Annotated in this window: 17 protein-coding genes; 9 read left to right on the top strand and 8 right to left on the bottom strand. The window is 70.7% G+C overall.

Annotated features, from left to right (window positions below; translation table 11 throughout):
* Positions 1–33: 33 nt before the first annotated feature.
* Positions 34–921: a helix-turn-helix transcriptional regulator gene (locus ACX25U_RS32395; RefSeq protein WP_454385297.1), complete on the bottom strand. Its 888-nt coding sequence runs from the start codon at positions 919–921 to the stop codon at positions 34–36.
* A gap of 652 nt (positions 922–1,573) precedes the next feature.
* On the opposite strand from ACX25U_RS32395, the gene ACX25U_RS32390 reads away from it, so the two are divergent.
* The 9 genes from ACX25U_RS32390 (at position 1,574) to ACX25U_RS32350 (ending at position 10,060) form a co-directional block, all read left to right on the top strand.
* The gene (locus ACX25U_RS32390; protein ID WP_454385295.1) at positions 1,574–2,470 is read left to right on the top strand and encodes a helix-turn-helix domain-containing protein; all 897 of its coding nucleotides are present in this window, start codon (positions 1,574–1,576) and stop codon (positions 2,468–2,470) included.
* 2 nt (positions 2,471–2,472) lie between these two features.
* Positions 2,473–3,162 carry a zinc finger domain-containing protein gene (locus ACX25U_RS32385; protein WP_454385293.1) on the top strand — a complete coding sequence of 230 codons (690 nt, stop codon included), beginning with the start codon at positions 2,473–2,475 and terminating at the stop codon, positions 3,160–3,162.
* 157 nt (positions 3,163–3,319) lie between these two features.
* Positions 3,320–3,967 carry a WhiB family transcriptional regulator gene (locus ACX25U_RS32380; protein WP_454385291.1) on the top strand — a complete coding sequence of 216 codons (648 nt, stop codon included), beginning with the start codon at positions 3,320–3,322 and terminating at the stop codon, positions 3,965–3,967.
* On the top strand, positions 3,964–5,868 hold the full coding sequence (locus ACX25U_RS32375; protein WP_454385289.1) for a hypothetical protein: 1,905 nt from the start codon (positions 3,964–3,966) through the stop codon (positions 5,866–5,868). Before ACX25U_RS32380 ends, ACX25U_RS32375 begins: the two co-directional genes overlap by 4 nt.
* Positions 5,865–6,056, top strand: a complete 192-nt coding sequence (locus ACX25U_RS32370; RefSeq protein ID WP_454385287.1) for a hypothetical protein — start codon at positions 5,865–5,867, stop codon at positions 6,054–6,056. Before ACX25U_RS32375 ends, ACX25U_RS32370 begins: the two co-directional genes overlap by 4 nt.
* A gap of 502 nt (positions 6,057–6,558) precedes the next feature.
* Positions 6,559–7,011 carry a plasmid mobilization protein gene (locus tag ACX25U_RS32365; protein ID WP_454385286.1) on the top strand — a complete coding sequence of 151 codons (453 nt, stop codon included), beginning with the start codon at positions 6,559–6,561 and terminating at the stop codon, positions 7,009–7,011.
* Between the two features lie 13 nt (positions 7,012–7,024).
* Positions 7,025–8,749, top strand: a complete 1,725-nt coding sequence (locus tag ACX25U_RS32360; RefSeq protein ID WP_454385284.1) for a relaxase/mobilization nuclease domain-containing protein — start codon at positions 7,025–7,027, stop codon at positions 8,747–8,749.
* An 83-nt stretch (positions 8,750–8,832) separates the two neighbouring features.
* The gene (locus tag ACX25U_RS32355) at positions 8,833–9,291 is read left to right on the top strand and encodes a hypothetical protein (RefSeq protein WP_454385282.1); all 459 of its coding nucleotides are present in this window, start codon (positions 8,833–8,835) and stop codon (positions 9,289–9,291) included.
* A gap of 76 nt (positions 9,292–9,367) precedes the next feature.
* Entirely contained in the window at positions 9,368–10,060 is a 693-nt protein-coding gene (locus ACX25U_RS32350; RefSeq protein WP_454385281.1) for a hypothetical protein, read from the top strand.
* Positions 10,061–10,230: 170 nt separating this feature from the next.
* Here ACX25U_RS32350 and ACX25U_RS32345 read toward each other — a convergent pair whose 3' ends face one another.
* The 7 genes from ACX25U_RS32345 to ACX25U_RS32315 all read right to left on the bottom strand — a co-directional run bounded on the left by ACX25U_RS32345 (position 10,231) and on the right by ACX25U_RS32315 (position 15,779).
* Positions 10,231–11,052: a DUF317 domain-containing protein gene (locus tag ACX25U_RS32345; protein ID WP_454385279.1), complete on the bottom strand. Its 822-nt coding sequence runs from the start codon at positions 11,050–11,052 to the stop codon at positions 10,231–10,233.
* Between the two features lie 15 nt (positions 11,053–11,067).
* Positions 11,068–11,367, bottom strand: coding sequence for a hypothetical protein (locus ACX25U_RS32340; protein ID WP_454385277.1), 300 nt, complete (start codon positions 11,365–11,367; stop codon positions 11,068–11,070).
* 94 nt (positions 11,368–11,461) lie between these two features.
* The gene (locus tag ACX25U_RS32335) at positions 11,462–11,815 is read right to left on the bottom strand and encodes a DUF317 domain-containing protein (protein WP_454385276.1); all 354 of its coding nucleotides are present in this window, start codon (positions 11,813–11,815) and stop codon (positions 11,462–11,464) included.
* A 167-nt stretch (positions 11,816–11,982) separates the two neighbouring features.
* The gene (locus tag ACX25U_RS32330) at positions 11,983–12,783 is read right to left on the bottom strand and encodes a hypothetical protein (RefSeq protein ID WP_458633785.1); all 801 of its coding nucleotides are present in this window, start codon (positions 12,781–12,783) and stop codon (positions 11,983–11,985) included.
* Positions 12,784–13,280: 497 nt separating this feature from the next.
* On the bottom strand, positions 13,281–14,321 hold the full coding sequence (locus tag ACX25U_RS32325; protein ID WP_454385272.1) for a SpaA isopeptide-forming pilin-related protein: 1,041 nt from the start codon (positions 14,319–14,321) through the stop codon (positions 13,281–13,283).
* Positions 14,322–14,380: 59 nt separating this feature from the next.
* On the bottom strand, positions 14,381–14,875 hold the full coding sequence (locus ACX25U_RS32320; protein ID WP_454385270.1) for a hypothetical protein: 495 nt from the start codon (positions 14,873–14,875) through the stop codon (positions 14,381–14,383).
* 37 nt (positions 14,876–14,912) lie between these two features.
* Positions 14,913–15,779, bottom strand: a complete 867-nt coding sequence (locus ACX25U_RS32315; RefSeq protein WP_454385268.1) for a DUF317 domain-containing protein — start codon at positions 15,777–15,779, stop codon at positions 14,913–14,915.
* Between the last annotated feature and the right edge of the window lie 8 nt (positions 15,780–15,787).

Here is a 15,787-nt window from a genome sequence, read left to right as displayed (position 1 = left end):
CGCACGGCACCGATTGCTGAAGCGTCGGCAGGTCTATCCGGAGGTGGGGTGGTCGCGGTGCGCGACGGCTTCCGCGCGAGCCTTGGCGACTTCCTTGTTGATGAACGCCAACAGCTCTCCCGACAGTCCTTCTTCCGCACCGCCGCGGGCAGCGATCGCGGCAACCTGGTTCCTAAGTACCAGGGTCTCCGCTATGACCCGCTGAACGCCGGCATCGCCGGATCTGAAGAAGAGAGGCGTGGTGTCGAGGGCCTCCGCGAGTGCGCCGAGGACCTCATCGGATGCCTTCGCCACCGTGCCCATCCTCAGCCCTCGCACCAGTTCCTCCGTCAGGACCTGCGCCCCGGCACTGCTGTTCCCCCGATCCGCGACCTCGGCATCCGAAAGCGGCTCGGGCAACTGCTCCAGTAGGTACGCAATCTTTCCTTCGAGTGTGGCCGGCAACATCGTGCCACCACCTGGAACATCCTCCCCGGGCTCCAACTCGTCCGGCTCGGGCACGTCATGCCCGAAGGAACGCTCCTGTGCCCGCCGCAGCGCCGCCACGCTCACCCCATAAGCGCCCGCGAGGAGCTCCTCATACTCCTTCGCCAACCGCCGCTGCCCGTTCTCCGCGGCAGCCACCGGCCCCGGCGTCCTGGTCCTGGTCAACTCTCGGGTTGCGCTTTGGGAGTAGCCGGCATCGGCTCGCAGATCCGCAAGATCGGGGCGCCCCTCCCGCGGGAACAACGCGTCCAAGTCCCGCTTCACCGCCCCGGCCAGCCGTGGCAGCTTCTCCGGGTCAGGCACGGACCGCCCCGTTTCCCAAGCGCTGACACGGGCAGCACTGACACCGACAGCCTGCGCGACAGCGCTCTGCTTGAGATTTTCTTCCCTGCGCGCAAGTAGCAGGCGCTGGGCGTCGAACCGGCGGACCGGCATCCAACATGTCCTTCCTGGTCCGATGGGGTGTGCGGCGGCACTCCACCCACTTGATCAATAAGTCAAACGAGGATAGTTTCGTTACGTCGATCGAGGTGGGCTGTCAGCTTACCTCCGTTCAAGCCACTGCGCGCATCGAGGCGAAATGTCTCTGCGCCCCACACCGAAAGTCGCCGCATGCCCTCCTTGGCCCACCCCGCTCGAGCGCCTCACCTTCCACGACTTCTACAGAGTTTGAGAACCAAGTCTGGATCTTGACGCAGGGCCGTGCGTATGTTCGTCGTCCCCGAGCAGACCGCCCGGCGCGACGAACGTGAGGAGCAGTGGCATGCGCACACTCCGGGCCACGTAGGCCCGCAAACAGCGGCGGCGCCCGAGAGCGGCAACTCCCGGACGCCGAACGCTTCAACGGCACTAACCGCCCCGGCAAGGGCGGAGATCGCCACCATCACCACGCTGATCCCTTCCACCGGGCGTCTCAGCGTGGCAACACCGAAGGAGATTCTTGCATGCGCTCCGCCCTGCGCAAAAGGCCCAACGGCCTGGCCTGCGCGGCAGCCGCCCACTTCCCCGCCTCCACCCGCCGACGGCGTGAACACGGCCCGGCCGCCGGGCCGGCGCGACACTTCCACCCGACGGTCGGGAGCGGCCGATGAGCGTCGAGGCCCGCGAATGGGTGTGGGAACACAGCTCCAGCCGCGGGACCGCACGCCTGGTCCTGCTGTCGATCGCCGACCGCGTACCGGACGAGCAGTGCGCCGCCTGGGCCTCACTCTCCAGCCTGATCGAGCGCACGAACGCGAGCCGGACCGCGGTACGCGACGCGCTCACGTCGCTCGCCCAGAGCGGCGAGCTGAAGGTGCTGGACCATCTGCAGGGCCCGCAGCGCGCCACGGTCTACCGCCTGCCGCGCGCCGCCGCGTGGCTGGCCAAGGTCGCGGCAGCCACGCGGGAGGAACCGGACGCGTACGTCGAGCCGCCAACCGAGTCCGACCCGGTGCCCGAACTGGACGAGAAGCGGCTCCGGCGGCACGGAATCTGGCCCAAGGAGGGCGCGGAATCCGACCCCTCCCGCCGGAATCCGACCGGTGCGGAATCCGGCCCCTCGCGACGGAATCCAACCCCCCGACGTGCCGGAATCCGCACCCCGCAAGGTGCGGAATCCAACCCCCAGAACCGTAGAGAACCGAAGGTGAACCGTAAAGGCAGCAGGAGTGGTGCTGCCCTCACCTCGGCCGGCGAGTGGCAGGTCGACCCAGCGACCCAAGCCTGGGCCCACCAGCAGGGGCACCTCGCCCGCCTCGGCGAGGACGGCCTGCGCGCCGCCGACGCGAAGTGGCGTGCCCACCGGGCCGACTGGAAGCCCCGCTCGGCGAGCGCCTGGGCCGCCGACTGGCGCTCCTGGATCGCCCGGGAGCACGCCCCCGGCCGCCCGAGCCTCTACGCCCTGCCCGGCAGCGGCCCCACCCCGGCAGGCGGCATGACCCGCGCGGAGGCCCACACCGCCGCCCTTGCCGCCGCCCTCGACGAACTGACCGGAACGGAGTAGCCGTGGACCGCCGCGAAATCGCCGCCCTGCTGGCCTACATCGGCCGACTCGACCCCCGCACCATCCGCACCGACCAGGGCGAGGCCCGCGACCAGCTCGCCCAGTGGCACGAGCTGCTCGCCGACGTGCCGATGACCACGCCACACGGCTGGGACGCCTGCATCGCCGCCCGCCGGCACATCCGCCTCTCGCCGTACCAGATCCTGCCCGCGGACATCGCCCGGCCGTGGGAGAGCTACCGGCGCGACCGCCTCCAGCGGCACACCGACCCCACCCCGTCCGCCGACCCCGACGACCAGGCGGCCTGGACCGCCGAGCTGGTCGGCACCCGCCGCGCCGTCGCCACCGGCAGCGCGCAGCCCGCGCAGTATCGGCAGATCACCAGCCGCCGGATCGACCCGCAGCTGGAGGCGCGGCTGAAGGAAGTCGGCTCCTGCATCCCGCCGGAGGCCCGAGCCGCCCTCGCGCCCTACCGACCCGCCCGAGCGGCACGCGAGGCGGCCATCGCCCAGGGCCAGCCCGACGCGCTCTCGGTCCACTGCGAATGGTGCCAGGCCCAGGTCGGCGAGCCCTGCCGCCGCCGGCGCATCGACCCCCACGGCGTCGCACGCGGCAACGCCGCACGTGCCACCCCGCACCACTGCCGCATCGACCTCGCCGCACAGCAGACCCAGCAGCCCGTGATGGCCTGACCGGCCCACCTAGTGGTGCACCCCGCCCGGTGCACCCGCGCAACACCACCGTCCCGCCCCGGCTGCGGCACCGCCCCACGCCGCAGCCGGCACCCGACGCCGCGTCCGCCCACCGCCGGCTCCGACCGGCCGACGCGGCAGCACATCGGAGACCACCTTGCGCCACATCACCACTCACGACGCGCCGGCCACCGGCCTGCGCGGCATCGGCGACACCAGTTGGCACGCCCGCGGCGTGTGCCACGGCATGGACCCCGAGGACGCCGACGCCACCTTCTTCCCGCTGCCCCGGGACTACGAGGCCATCGCCGAGGCGAAGGAACTGTGCGGCCTGTGCCCGGTCCGCCGCGACTGCCTCAACTACGCCCTGGAGAACGCCCTCAAGGAAGGCATCTGGGGCGGGCTGACCGAGGCGGAGCGGCGCCCCTGGCACGACGGACTGCCCCAGCGCCTCGACTACGGCCGCGTGATCGCCTTCTTCAACGGACGCGATGTGCACCTGACCGGGCCCGAGCGCCAGGTCGTCATCGACCACGCCTACGTCCGGGGCTGGCGCCCCGACCGGCTCGCCGCCGCCCTGCAGATCAGCCACAAGCACGCCCGTGACCTGCTGCGGCAGGCCGCCAACAAGGTCTTCGACCGCGACCGGACCCTCGGCGTACCGAGGCGCAAGAACAAGAAGAAGGGGACGCAGACCGCCCCGACGACCAGCCGACCCGCGTCCGCCGAACCCGGCACGAAGCCGCCGGTATGCCAGCCGGCGAAACCCACCTCGGCGCACGCCTCTCACGGAAAGGCCGCATGACCCACCCCACCGTTCTGTCCCTCGGTGCCGTCCCGGACCTGCCCCTCCTCCTCGCCATCGGCGTCCCCGTCACCACCCTGGCGCTGGCCCTGACCGCCTGGGCGATCCGGCACCGGGGCGCCCGTCCACAGAAACGTCTCGGCAACCCAGCGGTCAAAGTAGCCGCGCTCGCCGCGCTCGGCTGCACCGCCTACAGCGCGGACACGAGCTGGCGGTTCGCCGCCGACTACCTCGACATGGCCGGCACCGCCGAACGCGTCGGCATGTTCGCCGCCGCCGAACTCGCCCTCTTCGCCACCGCACTGATGGCCCGGCAGAACCTGGCCACCCAGGGAGCGCCCGGACTGCCGGGCACCCTGGTATGGGTCATCACCGGAGTGCAGGTGATCCCCGCCTACGCCGAGAGCGGCCCCGTCGGCGGCACCGTCCGCGCCTTCGTCGGACCGGTCATGGCGGCGATGCTGTGGCACCTCGCCATGGGCATCGAACTGCGCCTGCGCACCCCCGGCGCCGCCTCCCACGGCCTGATCGCCACCCTCGGGCGTGAGACACGCGAGCGGCTGCTGTCCCGCCTCGGCATCGCCGCACGGGACCGCGACGCCGCGCAGATCACCCGCGATCGCGCCACCGCCCGCGCGGTCGCGCTCGCCGCCCGCCTCGCCGAACGCACCCCCAAGCAGCAGCAGAGCTGGCGCGGCCGGCGACTCACGCGACGGCTGTCCAAGGCGATCGGCCGGGCCTCAGTCGCAACGGACCCTGCCCAGCGCGCCGAGCTGCTCGACCAGCTCGCCGCCCGTCGGCACGCACTCGCGCTCGCCACGGTCCCCCTGCCCTCTCCCTGGTCCCCGCACCACGACAACACGACGACTGGCACGGTCCCCGCATCAACAGCCTGGAGCACCACGGTCCCCATCGACGGTCCCCGCACCACCTCCGAATCCACCGGGGACCGGGGACCGTACGCGGAGAGGGGACCGGTCCCCGGAATCCGGGACCGTGACGCGGGGACCGGGGACCGTGACGCGGGGACCGAGGCGGTCAGGCCGGAGTCCAAGCAGGAGCCCGCCTTCCGCGTGGGGACCGACCTCGCTGCGGTCGAAGCGCCTGCTCAGGCCCCTAAACCGCACCGGGGACCGAGTGACGCCGAGTCGGGGACCGACCCCACCGGGGACCGGGGACCGACCACCCCCGACACGGGGACCGACCCCACCGGGGACCGGGGACCGACCACCCCCGACACGGGGACCGACCCCACCGGGGACCGGGGACCGACCACCCCCGACACGGGGACCGACCCCACCGGGGACCGGGGACCGACCACCCCCGACACGGGGACCGACCCCACCGGGGACCGGGGACCGACCACCCCCGACACGGGGACCGACCCCACCGGGGACCGGGGACCGACCACCCCCGACACGGGGACCGACCCCACCGGGGACCGGGGACCGACCACCCCCGACACGGGGACCGACCCCACCGGGGACCGGGGACCGACCACCCCCGACACGGGGACCGACCCCACCGGGGACCGGGGACCGACCACCCCCGACACGGGGACCGACCCCACCGGGGACCGGGGACACAAGGTCCCCCTCCGGCGGAAGCCGACAACGAAGTCCAAGGGCAAGGGAAGGCTCGGCAGCAGGTCACACGGCCAGCAGGCGCAGCGGCCCTCGCAGGAACAGCAGGCGGTCGTGGACAACCTCGTACGACAGGTCCTTCCCCACGTCCCCGCCCTTCTGGAGCGGGACGGCAACGAGGCCATAACTCGCGTTCAGCTGCGGGAAATCCTCCGACGCGAGGGCCTCACGGGCGGTCGGAACGACAGATTGAGCCTCGTCCTGCAGCAGCTGCGGAGCGAGGCGACCACTACGACGACAAGGAGCACCGCCCGATGAAGACCTGTCGCCGCTTCGCCCGCATCCGCCGGGATTTCGAGCGGGAGATCGGTTTTCTGAGCGCCCACTCGGAGCGGCACGCCGGCAGACCGGCAGCGAAGACCAGCGCGAAGCGCGCTCTATCGGCCAAGCAGCAGATGGCCAAGGCCCTCAGCCGACACGTCGGGCACTGCCCCGAGTGCGGCTGACGCTCACAAAACCGCAACTCAGGGCCCCATTGAACAGTCGGTGGCCCGACCCAGCGCCGGGCCACCGTCCCCATCCAGGAGGCACAACCATCGACCGTCGCGTAGCACGCTCGTCTCCTCCGACCGCTGCCGAGGCCAGTGCCTGGGCGGACGTCTTGGTCCGTCGACGGCTCCTACACGCCGCAATCCTCGCCCCGAACGGCCGATGGCTCGTCCAGCACAAGGCCAACGGGCCCGTCCGCGTCCTCGCGGGGCCGGCCGACGTCGTCGAACTGGCTGCCATTATCCAGCACCGCACCCGCTCTATGAGGCCCGGAAGCCAATGACGAACCCGAACAAGCACCGCAACGCCCCTGAACCTGGACACGACCTCAACTCGGTCTCGAGGCGAGCAAGTTATCGACCGAGACACTCTTCCTCGTCGGGGAAGGCATCTTCGGCCGGGTCCGCCCCAGGGGTGGCGGGAGCGGACCAGCACCGGGGGGCGCTGGTCCGTGAGGCAGTGACCGAGGGCGGATCGCAGCCGGAGACGCAGCCGTCGCCGCGCGAGCGCCGCGCCACGAAGAAGACCTCGCGCAAGCGCTCACCGAAGCCGCCCTCACGTAAGCGCACTTACGTGTGCAGTGTCCGCCTGAACGACGACGAGAAGACCCTGCTCACCGCCGCTGCGACCGCCGCACGCACGACCTTGCCCGGCTTCCTCGCCCGCAGCGGCCTCGCCGCCGCCCGCGACCTCGATACGACCGCCGCTGCCATCGCCGGACGCCGCGAACTCGTCGCCGAGCTGTTCGCCGCCCGCCGGCACCTCGGCCACGTCGGCAACAACCTCAACCAGATCGCCCGCGCGATCAACGCCGGAGCCCATCCGCCCGAACTGGACGCCATCATCACCGCCACTAAACGGGCCATCCAGCGTGTCCAGCACGCCACCGACCAACTCCTCGATCAGGACTAGGAACACCCACGGCATGATCCCCAGGATCCACAAGCGCGGGCAGCGCACCCTCGGCCTCCTCTACTACCTGTACGGACCGGGCAAGTACGAGGAGCACACCGACCCGCACCTGGTCGCCTCCTGGGACCACAACGCCCCCGACCCCGGCCGCGACGAGTCCGCCACGCTCAAGCAGCTCCAACAGCTCCTCGACCAGCCGCTGGAGAACATCGACGCCACCGAGCGGCCGAAGAAGCACGTCTGGCACCTGTCCGTACGCAATGCCGCCGAGGACCGCATCCTCACCGACGAAGAGTGGGGCAACGTCGCCCGCCGCATGGTCGCCGCCGCCGGCATCGACGACCCCGACCAGGGCGCCGGCTGCCGATGGGCGGCCGTCCGGCACGCCGACGACCACATCCACATCGTCGCCACCCTCGTCCGCGAGGACGGCTACAAACCCGACCTCGACCACGACGCCGCCCGCGTCCAGGCCCAAGCCCGCGCACTGGAAGTGGAGCTGGGACTGCGCCGCCTCAACAAGGGCGACGGCACTGCCGCGAAGCGGCCCACCAGCGCCGAACGTCACAAGGCCGAACGTCAGGGCCGGGAAAGGACCGCGCGCGAGGAGCTGCGCGAGACGGTGCGCCGCGCGGTGGCCGGCGCGACCAGCGAGGAGGAGTTCTTCGACCGGCTGGCCGCAGCCGGCCTGCTGATCCGCAAGCGCGTCGCCCCCTCCGGAGACCTGCTCGGGTACAAGGTCGCCCTGCCCGACGACCGCAACAAGGACGGCGAGCCCGTGTTCTATCCCGGCGCGCGGCTGGCCCCGGACCTGTCCCTGCCCCGTATCCGGGAACGGTGGTCCGCCGACAGCCGCGACCAGGACAACGCTCCGACGGAGCCGACGGCAGCGCGTCCAGCGCCGAGCGGTCCGGCCTCTGCCCGCCGACGAACAGCCTCGGCCGCGTGGCAGGCGGTGCTGGTCATCGAGCACAGCGACGACGCCGTAGCCGCCGCCTACATCGCGGCGGCCGGCGAGGTCCTGGACGCGCTCGCGAAGACCTCCGCCGCCCACACCCGAGCGGAACTGCGCGACGCCGCCTGGGCGTTCGAACGGGCCTCCCGCTCGCACGTCCGGGCCGAGCGCGGGCACGACCGCGCCCTGCGGCAGGCCGCCCGCGACCTCGTCCACGGCGGCCCCGCCCTCGGCCGGGGCGAGGACGGCGCGACCACGGCCATGGCGATCGACATGCTGTTCTTCCTCATCACCGCCGCCGCCCACTGGCACGCAAAAAGAGACCACGCCCAGCAAGCCGCCGCCGCACACCAGGCCGCCGAGCACCTGCGCACCGCCTACCGGGCCGCTGCCGCGCAGCCCCTCGGTGCTCTCTACCAGCGCGGTCGGCGCCTCAACCGCCCCCTGCAGCAGCGGCAGACAGCGGTGCTGCACCAGGCGCTGCCGGAGCTGGCGGAGCGGATCCTCACCGAACCCGGCTGGTACGCCCTCGCCGCCACCCTCGCGGACGCCGAGAGCGCCGGTCACGACCCGACCACCCTCCTCATCGAAGCAGCCACACGACGGGAACTGCACAGTGCAGAGTCGGCCAGCGACGTACTCGTGTGGCGGCTACGCCGGGTTGCCGACCTCCCTGCTGACACCACCGGATTGGTGCCCGGCGAGCACGGAGCACAGGGGCCGACGCGCCGCCCGCAGCGGCCGACGCAGGAGCGTTCCGGATCCCGTAGCCGCAGGCAATAACTGTTGGCTTTGTGAATGGAAGCTGGTCAGAGGGTTGCGGCACGATCATCATGTGTGCAGGACGAGATGAGGGAGGACCACGGTTGTTCCACCGGATACGGCGCCGCCGCGCGGAGGAAGAGATCGCCGGGATACTGCGCAGGCACGCAGAGTTCGAAGCGCAAATCGTCGCGAACCAGTTGCCGCCGCAGCACCCCGCGCAGCCGACCACCGCCGCGGAGGCACCCACTGGGCCGGCGCCCGTGGTCGACGACTTCCTGCCACCGGAGCTGCGGGTGCCCAGCCATGATCAGGTCGAAGGCCGGATGATGCCCTGGCCCTGGCCCATCGCCCTGGACGACGAGGTCGTCGCCTGCCCCGAGTGCGGGACGTACCGCGACTGGCTCATCATCTCCACCCGCGGCCAGGTGTGGCTGCGCTGCCGCGCCGGGCACCAGCAGCTCGAAACGCGTCTCGACACCGCCTGGTTCAACCGGCACTCCGGCCCTTCGGACGCGACGCACGCGACGTTCGAGGACTGCCTGCGGCACCTCGGCCACTGACCGCCTCCCCCTACGACCCCACCGGGCCCGTCGGCCCGCACTGCCCAACTGTCACCCGGCACCAAGGGGTCCTGCCGTGCGCGTCCGTATCGCCACCACCATCCTCGGCCTCACCGCCGTCACCGTCTTCGCTCTGCCCGCCTGCTCCACCCACTCCAGCAAGACCCACTCCGTCTCCTCCGCCGACGCCGGCATTCCGGCGAAGAACGGACAGCAGATGACGCCGCTGTCGTCGGCCGCGCTGGAGCTCTTGCTTCTCGACGAGAGCGACCTGGGCGCCGGCTACACGCGCAAGCCCGAGGGCACCACGCAGCACGACGATGTGATGGTGCTCGGCTGCCCCGCCCTCAACCAGCTGGGCGGTGACGCGGCCACCGCAGGCTCGCTCGACTTTCCCCGCCAGGCGAAGGCGTCCTTCACCTACACGGTCGGCACCAGTTCGGAGGTCTCGGAGGAGCTGTACAGCGACAGCGCCGACAAGCTCTCCGACGGCACCGAGCGGATCTTCGACGCGATGACCGGCTGCCCGGAGTACCAGGTTCTGGCAGGCAGCAACGCGATCGACGTCGCCACCCGGAAGACGTCCGCGCCCCAGCTCGGCGACGAGCGCCGGAGCCAGCTCCTCACCTTCTCCGCCGGCGGACAGGAGAGCGTCGTCAAGCAGACCGCGGTCCGCACCGGAAACCTGCTGCTGATCATCTCCGGCTCACCCGCCCTCGTCGACCGGCACCTCGGCCAGGCTCTCGCCAAGGCGGCAGCAGCCCGCTGACACTCCTCCGTATGCCACGGCGCCCCCGGTCACGCGAACGACCGGGGGCTCCGTGGTTGTACCTGCCCCTTCGGCGACACCCCTGAGACAGTGAGCGATCAGTCCGGAACACCACGAAGCCCGGCCTCCCGAAGCGGGAGACCGGGCTTGTGTGCGCGGTGTTGCTGCACTCAGCCGGCCGGGGCGCGCAGGAGTCGGTCCCGCGTGCTCTCGGGCAGCACCCGGCGCAGGACCGGGACGGTGGAGCTGAGGGAGGCGGCGAAGACCGCGACAAGGTCGTGCGGCACGCTGGCACCGAAGGACACGGCCCACAAGAAGGGCGCGCCCAGTGCAGGCTGCGCCCATGCCTGCCATCCGGCGGGTCCCGCCTCGTCCGCCTCGACGGTCAGGACGCGGGGGTCGGCGTCCTGGATCAGGGGCGGCACCTCGCCGAGGCTGAGGTGAGAGGTGGACGTCGGGTCCGCCGCGCCGGCGTCGGGCCGGTCGACGTCGCGGAGCCAGCCGTGGGCCGTGACGGCATCGAGGACCAGCCCAGGCCCGGTGTACGCGGCGGTGGGGTCGTCGCGGGCGTCGAGCGCGAGGAGGAAGTCGGCGAGAACCTCGCCCGGCACACCGGGGGTGAAGTAGGCGGACCAGTGCGCGAGGGGCGTAGTCCCGTCCTGGCGGGCGGAGATCTGCCACGCGATCGGCAGGTCGCCCAGGTGGAACGGCTCGTCGGGCAGCATCCACTGCGCCCACCGGAGGGTGTCGGGGCTGATGTGGAGGACGGTGCTGCGCAGGACCTGCCGGTCCTCCGGGGCCTCGTCGGGCTCCTGACGTCCGCGGACGATCGCGAGGCTGGTCCAGCCGAGGCCGGCGAGCGTGTCCGCGACGACGTCGTAGAGACGTCCGTCGTCACCGGCCAGGTGCCGAGGACCGACCCAGTACGCGGACTGGGTGCCGCTGGGGGTGGACGGGTCGAGCGGGGAGTTGCGGTTCAGGGGCGCCTCCAAGGACTGCGTACGGGGCTACTGCCCGCCAGCGGGGCGGGCAGCACGGCGGGGGCGGCGTGGGGGCGCCTGGACGGGAGCCTGCCAGGCGAGGGCGACGGCCGCCTCGGGCGGCAGGTGACCAGGCTGTGTGTCCGCGTTCCGGCCCTCGGCCAGATACACGACAGGGCGCCCGGCCCGATCCGTGGCCTCGACGACCTGTTCGAGGCGGTGCTCCATCGGGAAGAACGGGTTCATGGCCAGCCGCAGGGGCGAGGCCGGATCGCAGGCGGACAGACGCTTGATCAGGTCACCGACGGTCATCTCCGTGGGCTGCACTGAAAGTCTCCTTGTTTTTCGGGGCGTGGCCTTCGGATCGTTCGCTGCGCACCGGAGCGCCTTCGGTCGAATACCGGTAAAGCCGACTCGCCCCTCAAAGGGGCTGAGAGGCCGCCAGCACATGGGCTACGGCGGCGGCGACGATATCGGCCGGCGTCTCGGTGTCGAAAGAAACGCGGTAACCGCGCACCTTGACTGTGCCTGTAACGGCTATCGTCCATCCCTCGCCGTCGGTACCGGGGCGGCCGAGCGGAAACCATCCGAGGTAGAAACGGCCGTCCTTCGAGTTGACGTGCACGTCCCCTCGGTCGTCCACGACCAGGTTGAAGTCATCGGCGGAGAATTGGTCCATGACGAGCGTGGGCTGGCCTGGGCCGAGGTGCCATGCACGCAAACGCAGGGCCTCAACGGTGGTGGAAAAACCGGGACTCACAGGAGCCGCAGCCACGGGCGATCACCTCTCTGACCTGGGGTTTCCGGGAAGGTCGTCTACGTTGACATGCCCCTGCTCGTGTTGGCCAGTCTTTCGGGAATCTTTCCTGTCTGCCCCCGGCGAACTGCGACGCCACCTCACGGCGTGACTCCGGTGCTCGCCTTTGCGCTGCGCTCGCACTACTAGCGGAGTCGAGTTTTGGCTCTCGTCTGGGCACGAGCGAAGGTCGGCTTGGCCAAGCCGAGGGTGTCACCCAGGACCGTGACGAAGCCATTCACGTGCTGTCGGGCGGCCTGATCCTGATCGTCCGGCATTTCGAAGATATGCCCTATGGGACCGGCTTGGAATGCCCAGTCGGCCCGTACCCTCTGGTATTCCTCCCAATTACACCGATGCTCTTCACGGGCACGCCGCAGCACCTGCTCTTCGACGGATTCCACCGCCAGCTGCTGGTTGATCTGCCAGTCGAGTTCCCACATCGCCACGATGTGGTCTGTCGTAACCGGTGCATCCGGCGGTCCGATCCCCCGCACGATCTCCGGAAGGCCACGGGACCGCCATGGACTGGCGACCGTGCTCAGAGCATCCGCCACAGCATCCCAGTTCGGCCTTCTGGTCAGCTCACCTTCCCGGATCCACAGCCGCGCGGCACGGCGCTGGTCGGTCGTCGCCAGTGGATGGGCGAACTGCTCGACAACCTTCCGTGCCGTGGTCTGGCGACGTGCCTCGGAGCTGATGCCAGCGCTTTGTGCGTAGGTCCGTAGAGCACGGCGTGCCTGCGTATCAGTGACCACGGTGTCGTCCAGGCACCACATGTAGAGCACGACCGGGATCAGGGTCCGGTGAGGGACGCGGACCAGCGGGGAACGGAGCTTGGCGCAGTTCAGCTCGTAGAACAGGCGGCGCTGCTCCGGCGGAAATACACGTCGGTCGCTCCCACGTTGCGTCGTCTTCCGAAAGAGCGGCGGCGCGAGAAGCCCCACTTCCACGTGACCATGCGCGGGCTCGCCTTGATGCCGAGCGAGCGGGCATCGTCCACCAGGTCCGCAGCCGTTCCCGCCGGCCAGGCTTCGCGCCAGTCCGTCATGCCCTGGAACTTACACCGGGATTGACACGTTCGACGGGGACTTCTCAAGTGCGGGTGTCTCACAGTGGGGGTGAAGACAGAGAGCGCCCCGTGCCGCTCTCTCACGAAGTCGGCGGCACGGGGCCTGGCAACCCTGGGAGGGCTGATATGTACCACCGTACGCGCTACCCGAGGAGACCGCGTCGGCCTCGCCAACGCCCCACAGCATCGGAGGTTGGTCTCCTTCGTCAATGCCTCCGAGCCGGTACTGGAGCCGCCGTCGTCGCACTGACGACAGCCGGAATCAACTGCCTGATCACGGCTCTTCACGTCCGCTGATCCGATAAGAAGACGAAGGGCCCGGGAGTCCGTACGGACTCCCGGGCCCTGGTGTCAGGAGGTGATGTAGTTCTGTCAGCCCTCGCCGGACTGGTTCTTCTCGTCGTCGGTGCGTCGGTTTCGGGCCGCGACGACGGCTCCGATGCCGCCGGCGACAAGGAGTCCTGCAGCACCGAGGATCCACGGTGTGGCGTCGGCTCCGGTGTGGGCGAGGGAGCCAGTCGGCGCCTTCGGCGTTGCCTCGTCGGTCGCGCCTGTATGCGGGACGGGCGAGGAGCCAGTGTCCGGCATGGTGGAGTCCGTCGGGATGGGCTTCGACCCGCCGGAGGTCCCGTCGGTGGGCTTGTCAGCGGGCATGGACGGAGTGTTGGTGGACTTGTCCGTCGGCCTCTCGGTAGGACCGAGGTTCGGCGTGATCGAGGTCTTGGAGTTGGTGACGGTCACGGTGACCGGAGCGCCGGGTCCTGCGGTGAAGGTCTTCGGAGACTTGTAGAGGTCGTAGCCGGCGGGAGCCTTGGCCTGCTTGACCCAGAACTCCGTCCTACGGCTGGACACCGGCAGTTCACCGGATGCCGTGCCCTTCGGGCCGGTCGTAAGGGTGAGCAGGGTCTTGTCGCCGCTGCCGATGTTCACGGTGGCGCCGGGCAGGAGCTTGCCGGTCTTGTCGTCCTTGGTCTTCAACAGGACCTGGGCGGGTTTGAAGGGGTCGACGATGGTCAGGCGGGCGGTGCCGCCGGGGGTGACGATCACGTCCTGGTCGGCGACCACGTCGTGGAGCGGGCTTCCGGAGGAGGTCTCCTTCAGCCGATAGACGCCGGGGGTCAGATCGGTGAAGGTCAGCTTGCCTTGGGCGTCGGTCTTGCCGGTGCCCGCTTCCCGACCGGTGGCGTCGAGGAGAAGGAAGGCGGCGCCCGGGAGGGCGTCGCCGGCCGGGTCCTTCTTGACAATGGAGACACTGCCCTCTTCGGGTTCAGGGGTCTCGGTGGGAGTGGCGGAGGCGAAGGTCGTCGGCTCGGACGCCTGGGCCGTCGCGGCTGGGGCCCAGGCGAGGGTGCCGGTCGCTGTGGCGGCAACGGCGACGGCAGCGGGGAGGCTGCGGGCAGGGCGGATGTGCAAGAAGGAACTCCTGAAGGAAGAAGAGAATGAGGAGGGTGCAGTGTGAGGGCCGCGGAGGATCAGCGGGAGCGACTCCCGTTGCGGGTGGCAGGCGGGGCCGGGGCCTTCCGGGCAGTGCGGCCCGGGGCACGGGGCGGTGCGGACGCCTTCCAGGCGCCGGGGAACCATACGGACGCGTACTGCTCGATGGCGTCGCGCAGTCCGTTGGTGTGGGCGCCTTGCCATGGCACCCAGTCGGGACGGTCGCGGAACTCGTAGATGGTGCCGTACCCCGACTCCTGCGGGCTGCAGCCCCTGGTCGCGTCGCGGTGATCGAAGGTTTTGTGTTCTTCGAACCGCAGTGACACAGCGTCGAGTTCGCCTCTGTCCTGGTGGATGGTGGCCAGGCGCAGGCCGTCGTACTCGCCGGCACGGATGGTCCGGGCGAAGTCGATCCGGAGCCGGAGCGGGCCGCCGGGGACGGGGGTCGCGAAGTAGGCGTTGCCGACGACAGCAGCATCGACGAATGGGAGCTTCAGGTGCTCCATGAAGAACTCGCGGGCATGCAGGGCCAAGCGGATGCCTCCGGGCGGATGGTCGTGCGGTGGGTGGTCAACGGCGGGGGCTGGGCAGTGCCGGTCGGCTGGTGGTGCTCCAGCGCGGGATGCTGGCGGTGGGGAGCGCGGCCGGGCGGCGGGCGGCGGCGCGGTGGACGTCGAGCGGCGTCGGGGCCGGTGGGCGCGGGGGAAGGATCGGGGTGAGGCGGGTCATGCCTTCGACGTAGCTGTAGGTGTCCTCTCGCCATCGGGGCAGCGGTGCGGGGTCGGAGATGCACTTGGTGATGGCTTTGAGCAGGGCGACGGGGGTGTCGGTGCTGGCGGTGGCGTACCAGAGGGGGCGGCTGATGGAGGTGCCGGCCCACAGCTGCCAGCGGGCGTCGCGAGTGGTCAGCTCGGTTTCCGGGTCGAGGTGTCCGGTGGTGTATTCCAGTCCGGCGAGCCCGTCGGGTGACTGGACCGTGAAGGCGCCCCAGCGGGGACGGTCGATCTGCCAGCCGCGGTTGATGAGCGGAGCGACCGCCAGGAAGGGGTCACGGTCCTTGTTCCCGGAGACCGGCCTGGCGAGGTAGGCGTCCGGTCCCTGTTCGTACGCCTCGGCGAGCGCGGTGGTGAAGGCGGTCACGAACTCGGTGGGACAGGAGTCGTTGAAGCAGACGCCCCAGACCGGTGGGCCGAATGCGTCCTTGTAGGCGTTGATGCGCCAGAGGCCGTCGTCGTCGCCCTCGGGGAGGTAGCCGAGGCGGACCTTGCGGTCCGGCGCGTTCAGGTAGGCGTTGCCGAGGTCGTCGTTGTGGAGTTCCCAGCCGAGGTCGCGGAGCGGGTCGAGGCCGGGGTCGCCGATCGCGGTGGCGCGGGCGAGGTAGCGCGGGGAGACGTAGACGTCCCCGTCGATGGTGCGGAAGTCATCGTCGGGCGGCACGCGGCTCC

Source organism: Streptomyces sp. JNUCC 63 (assembly GCF_054366325.1).
Note: the sequence above shows the minus strand (reverse complement) of the source record. Positions and strands in the feature narration are given on the sequence as shown.

Coding starts and splice junctions, on each gene's coding strand:
- ACX25U_RS32395 (WP_454385297.1), bottom strand. CDS start 921: ATGCCGGTCCGCCGGTTCGACGCCCAGCGCCTGCTACTTGCGCGCAGG.
- ACX25U_RS32360 (WP_454385284.1), top strand. CDS start 7,025: ATGATCCCCAGGATCCACAAGCGCGGGCAGCGCACCCTCGGCCTCCTC.
- ACX25U_RS32375 (WP_454385289.1), top strand. CDS start 3,964: ATGACCCACCCCACCGTTCTGTCCCTCGGTGCCGTCCCGGACCTGCCC.
- ACX25U_RS32390 (WP_454385295.1), top strand. CDS start 1,574: ATGAGCGTCGAGGCCCGCGAATGGGTGTGGGAACACAGCTCCAGCCGC.
- ACX25U_RS32370 (WP_454385287.1), top strand. CDS start 5,865: ATGAAGACCTGTCGCCGCTTCGCCCGCATCCGCCGGGATTTCGAGCGG.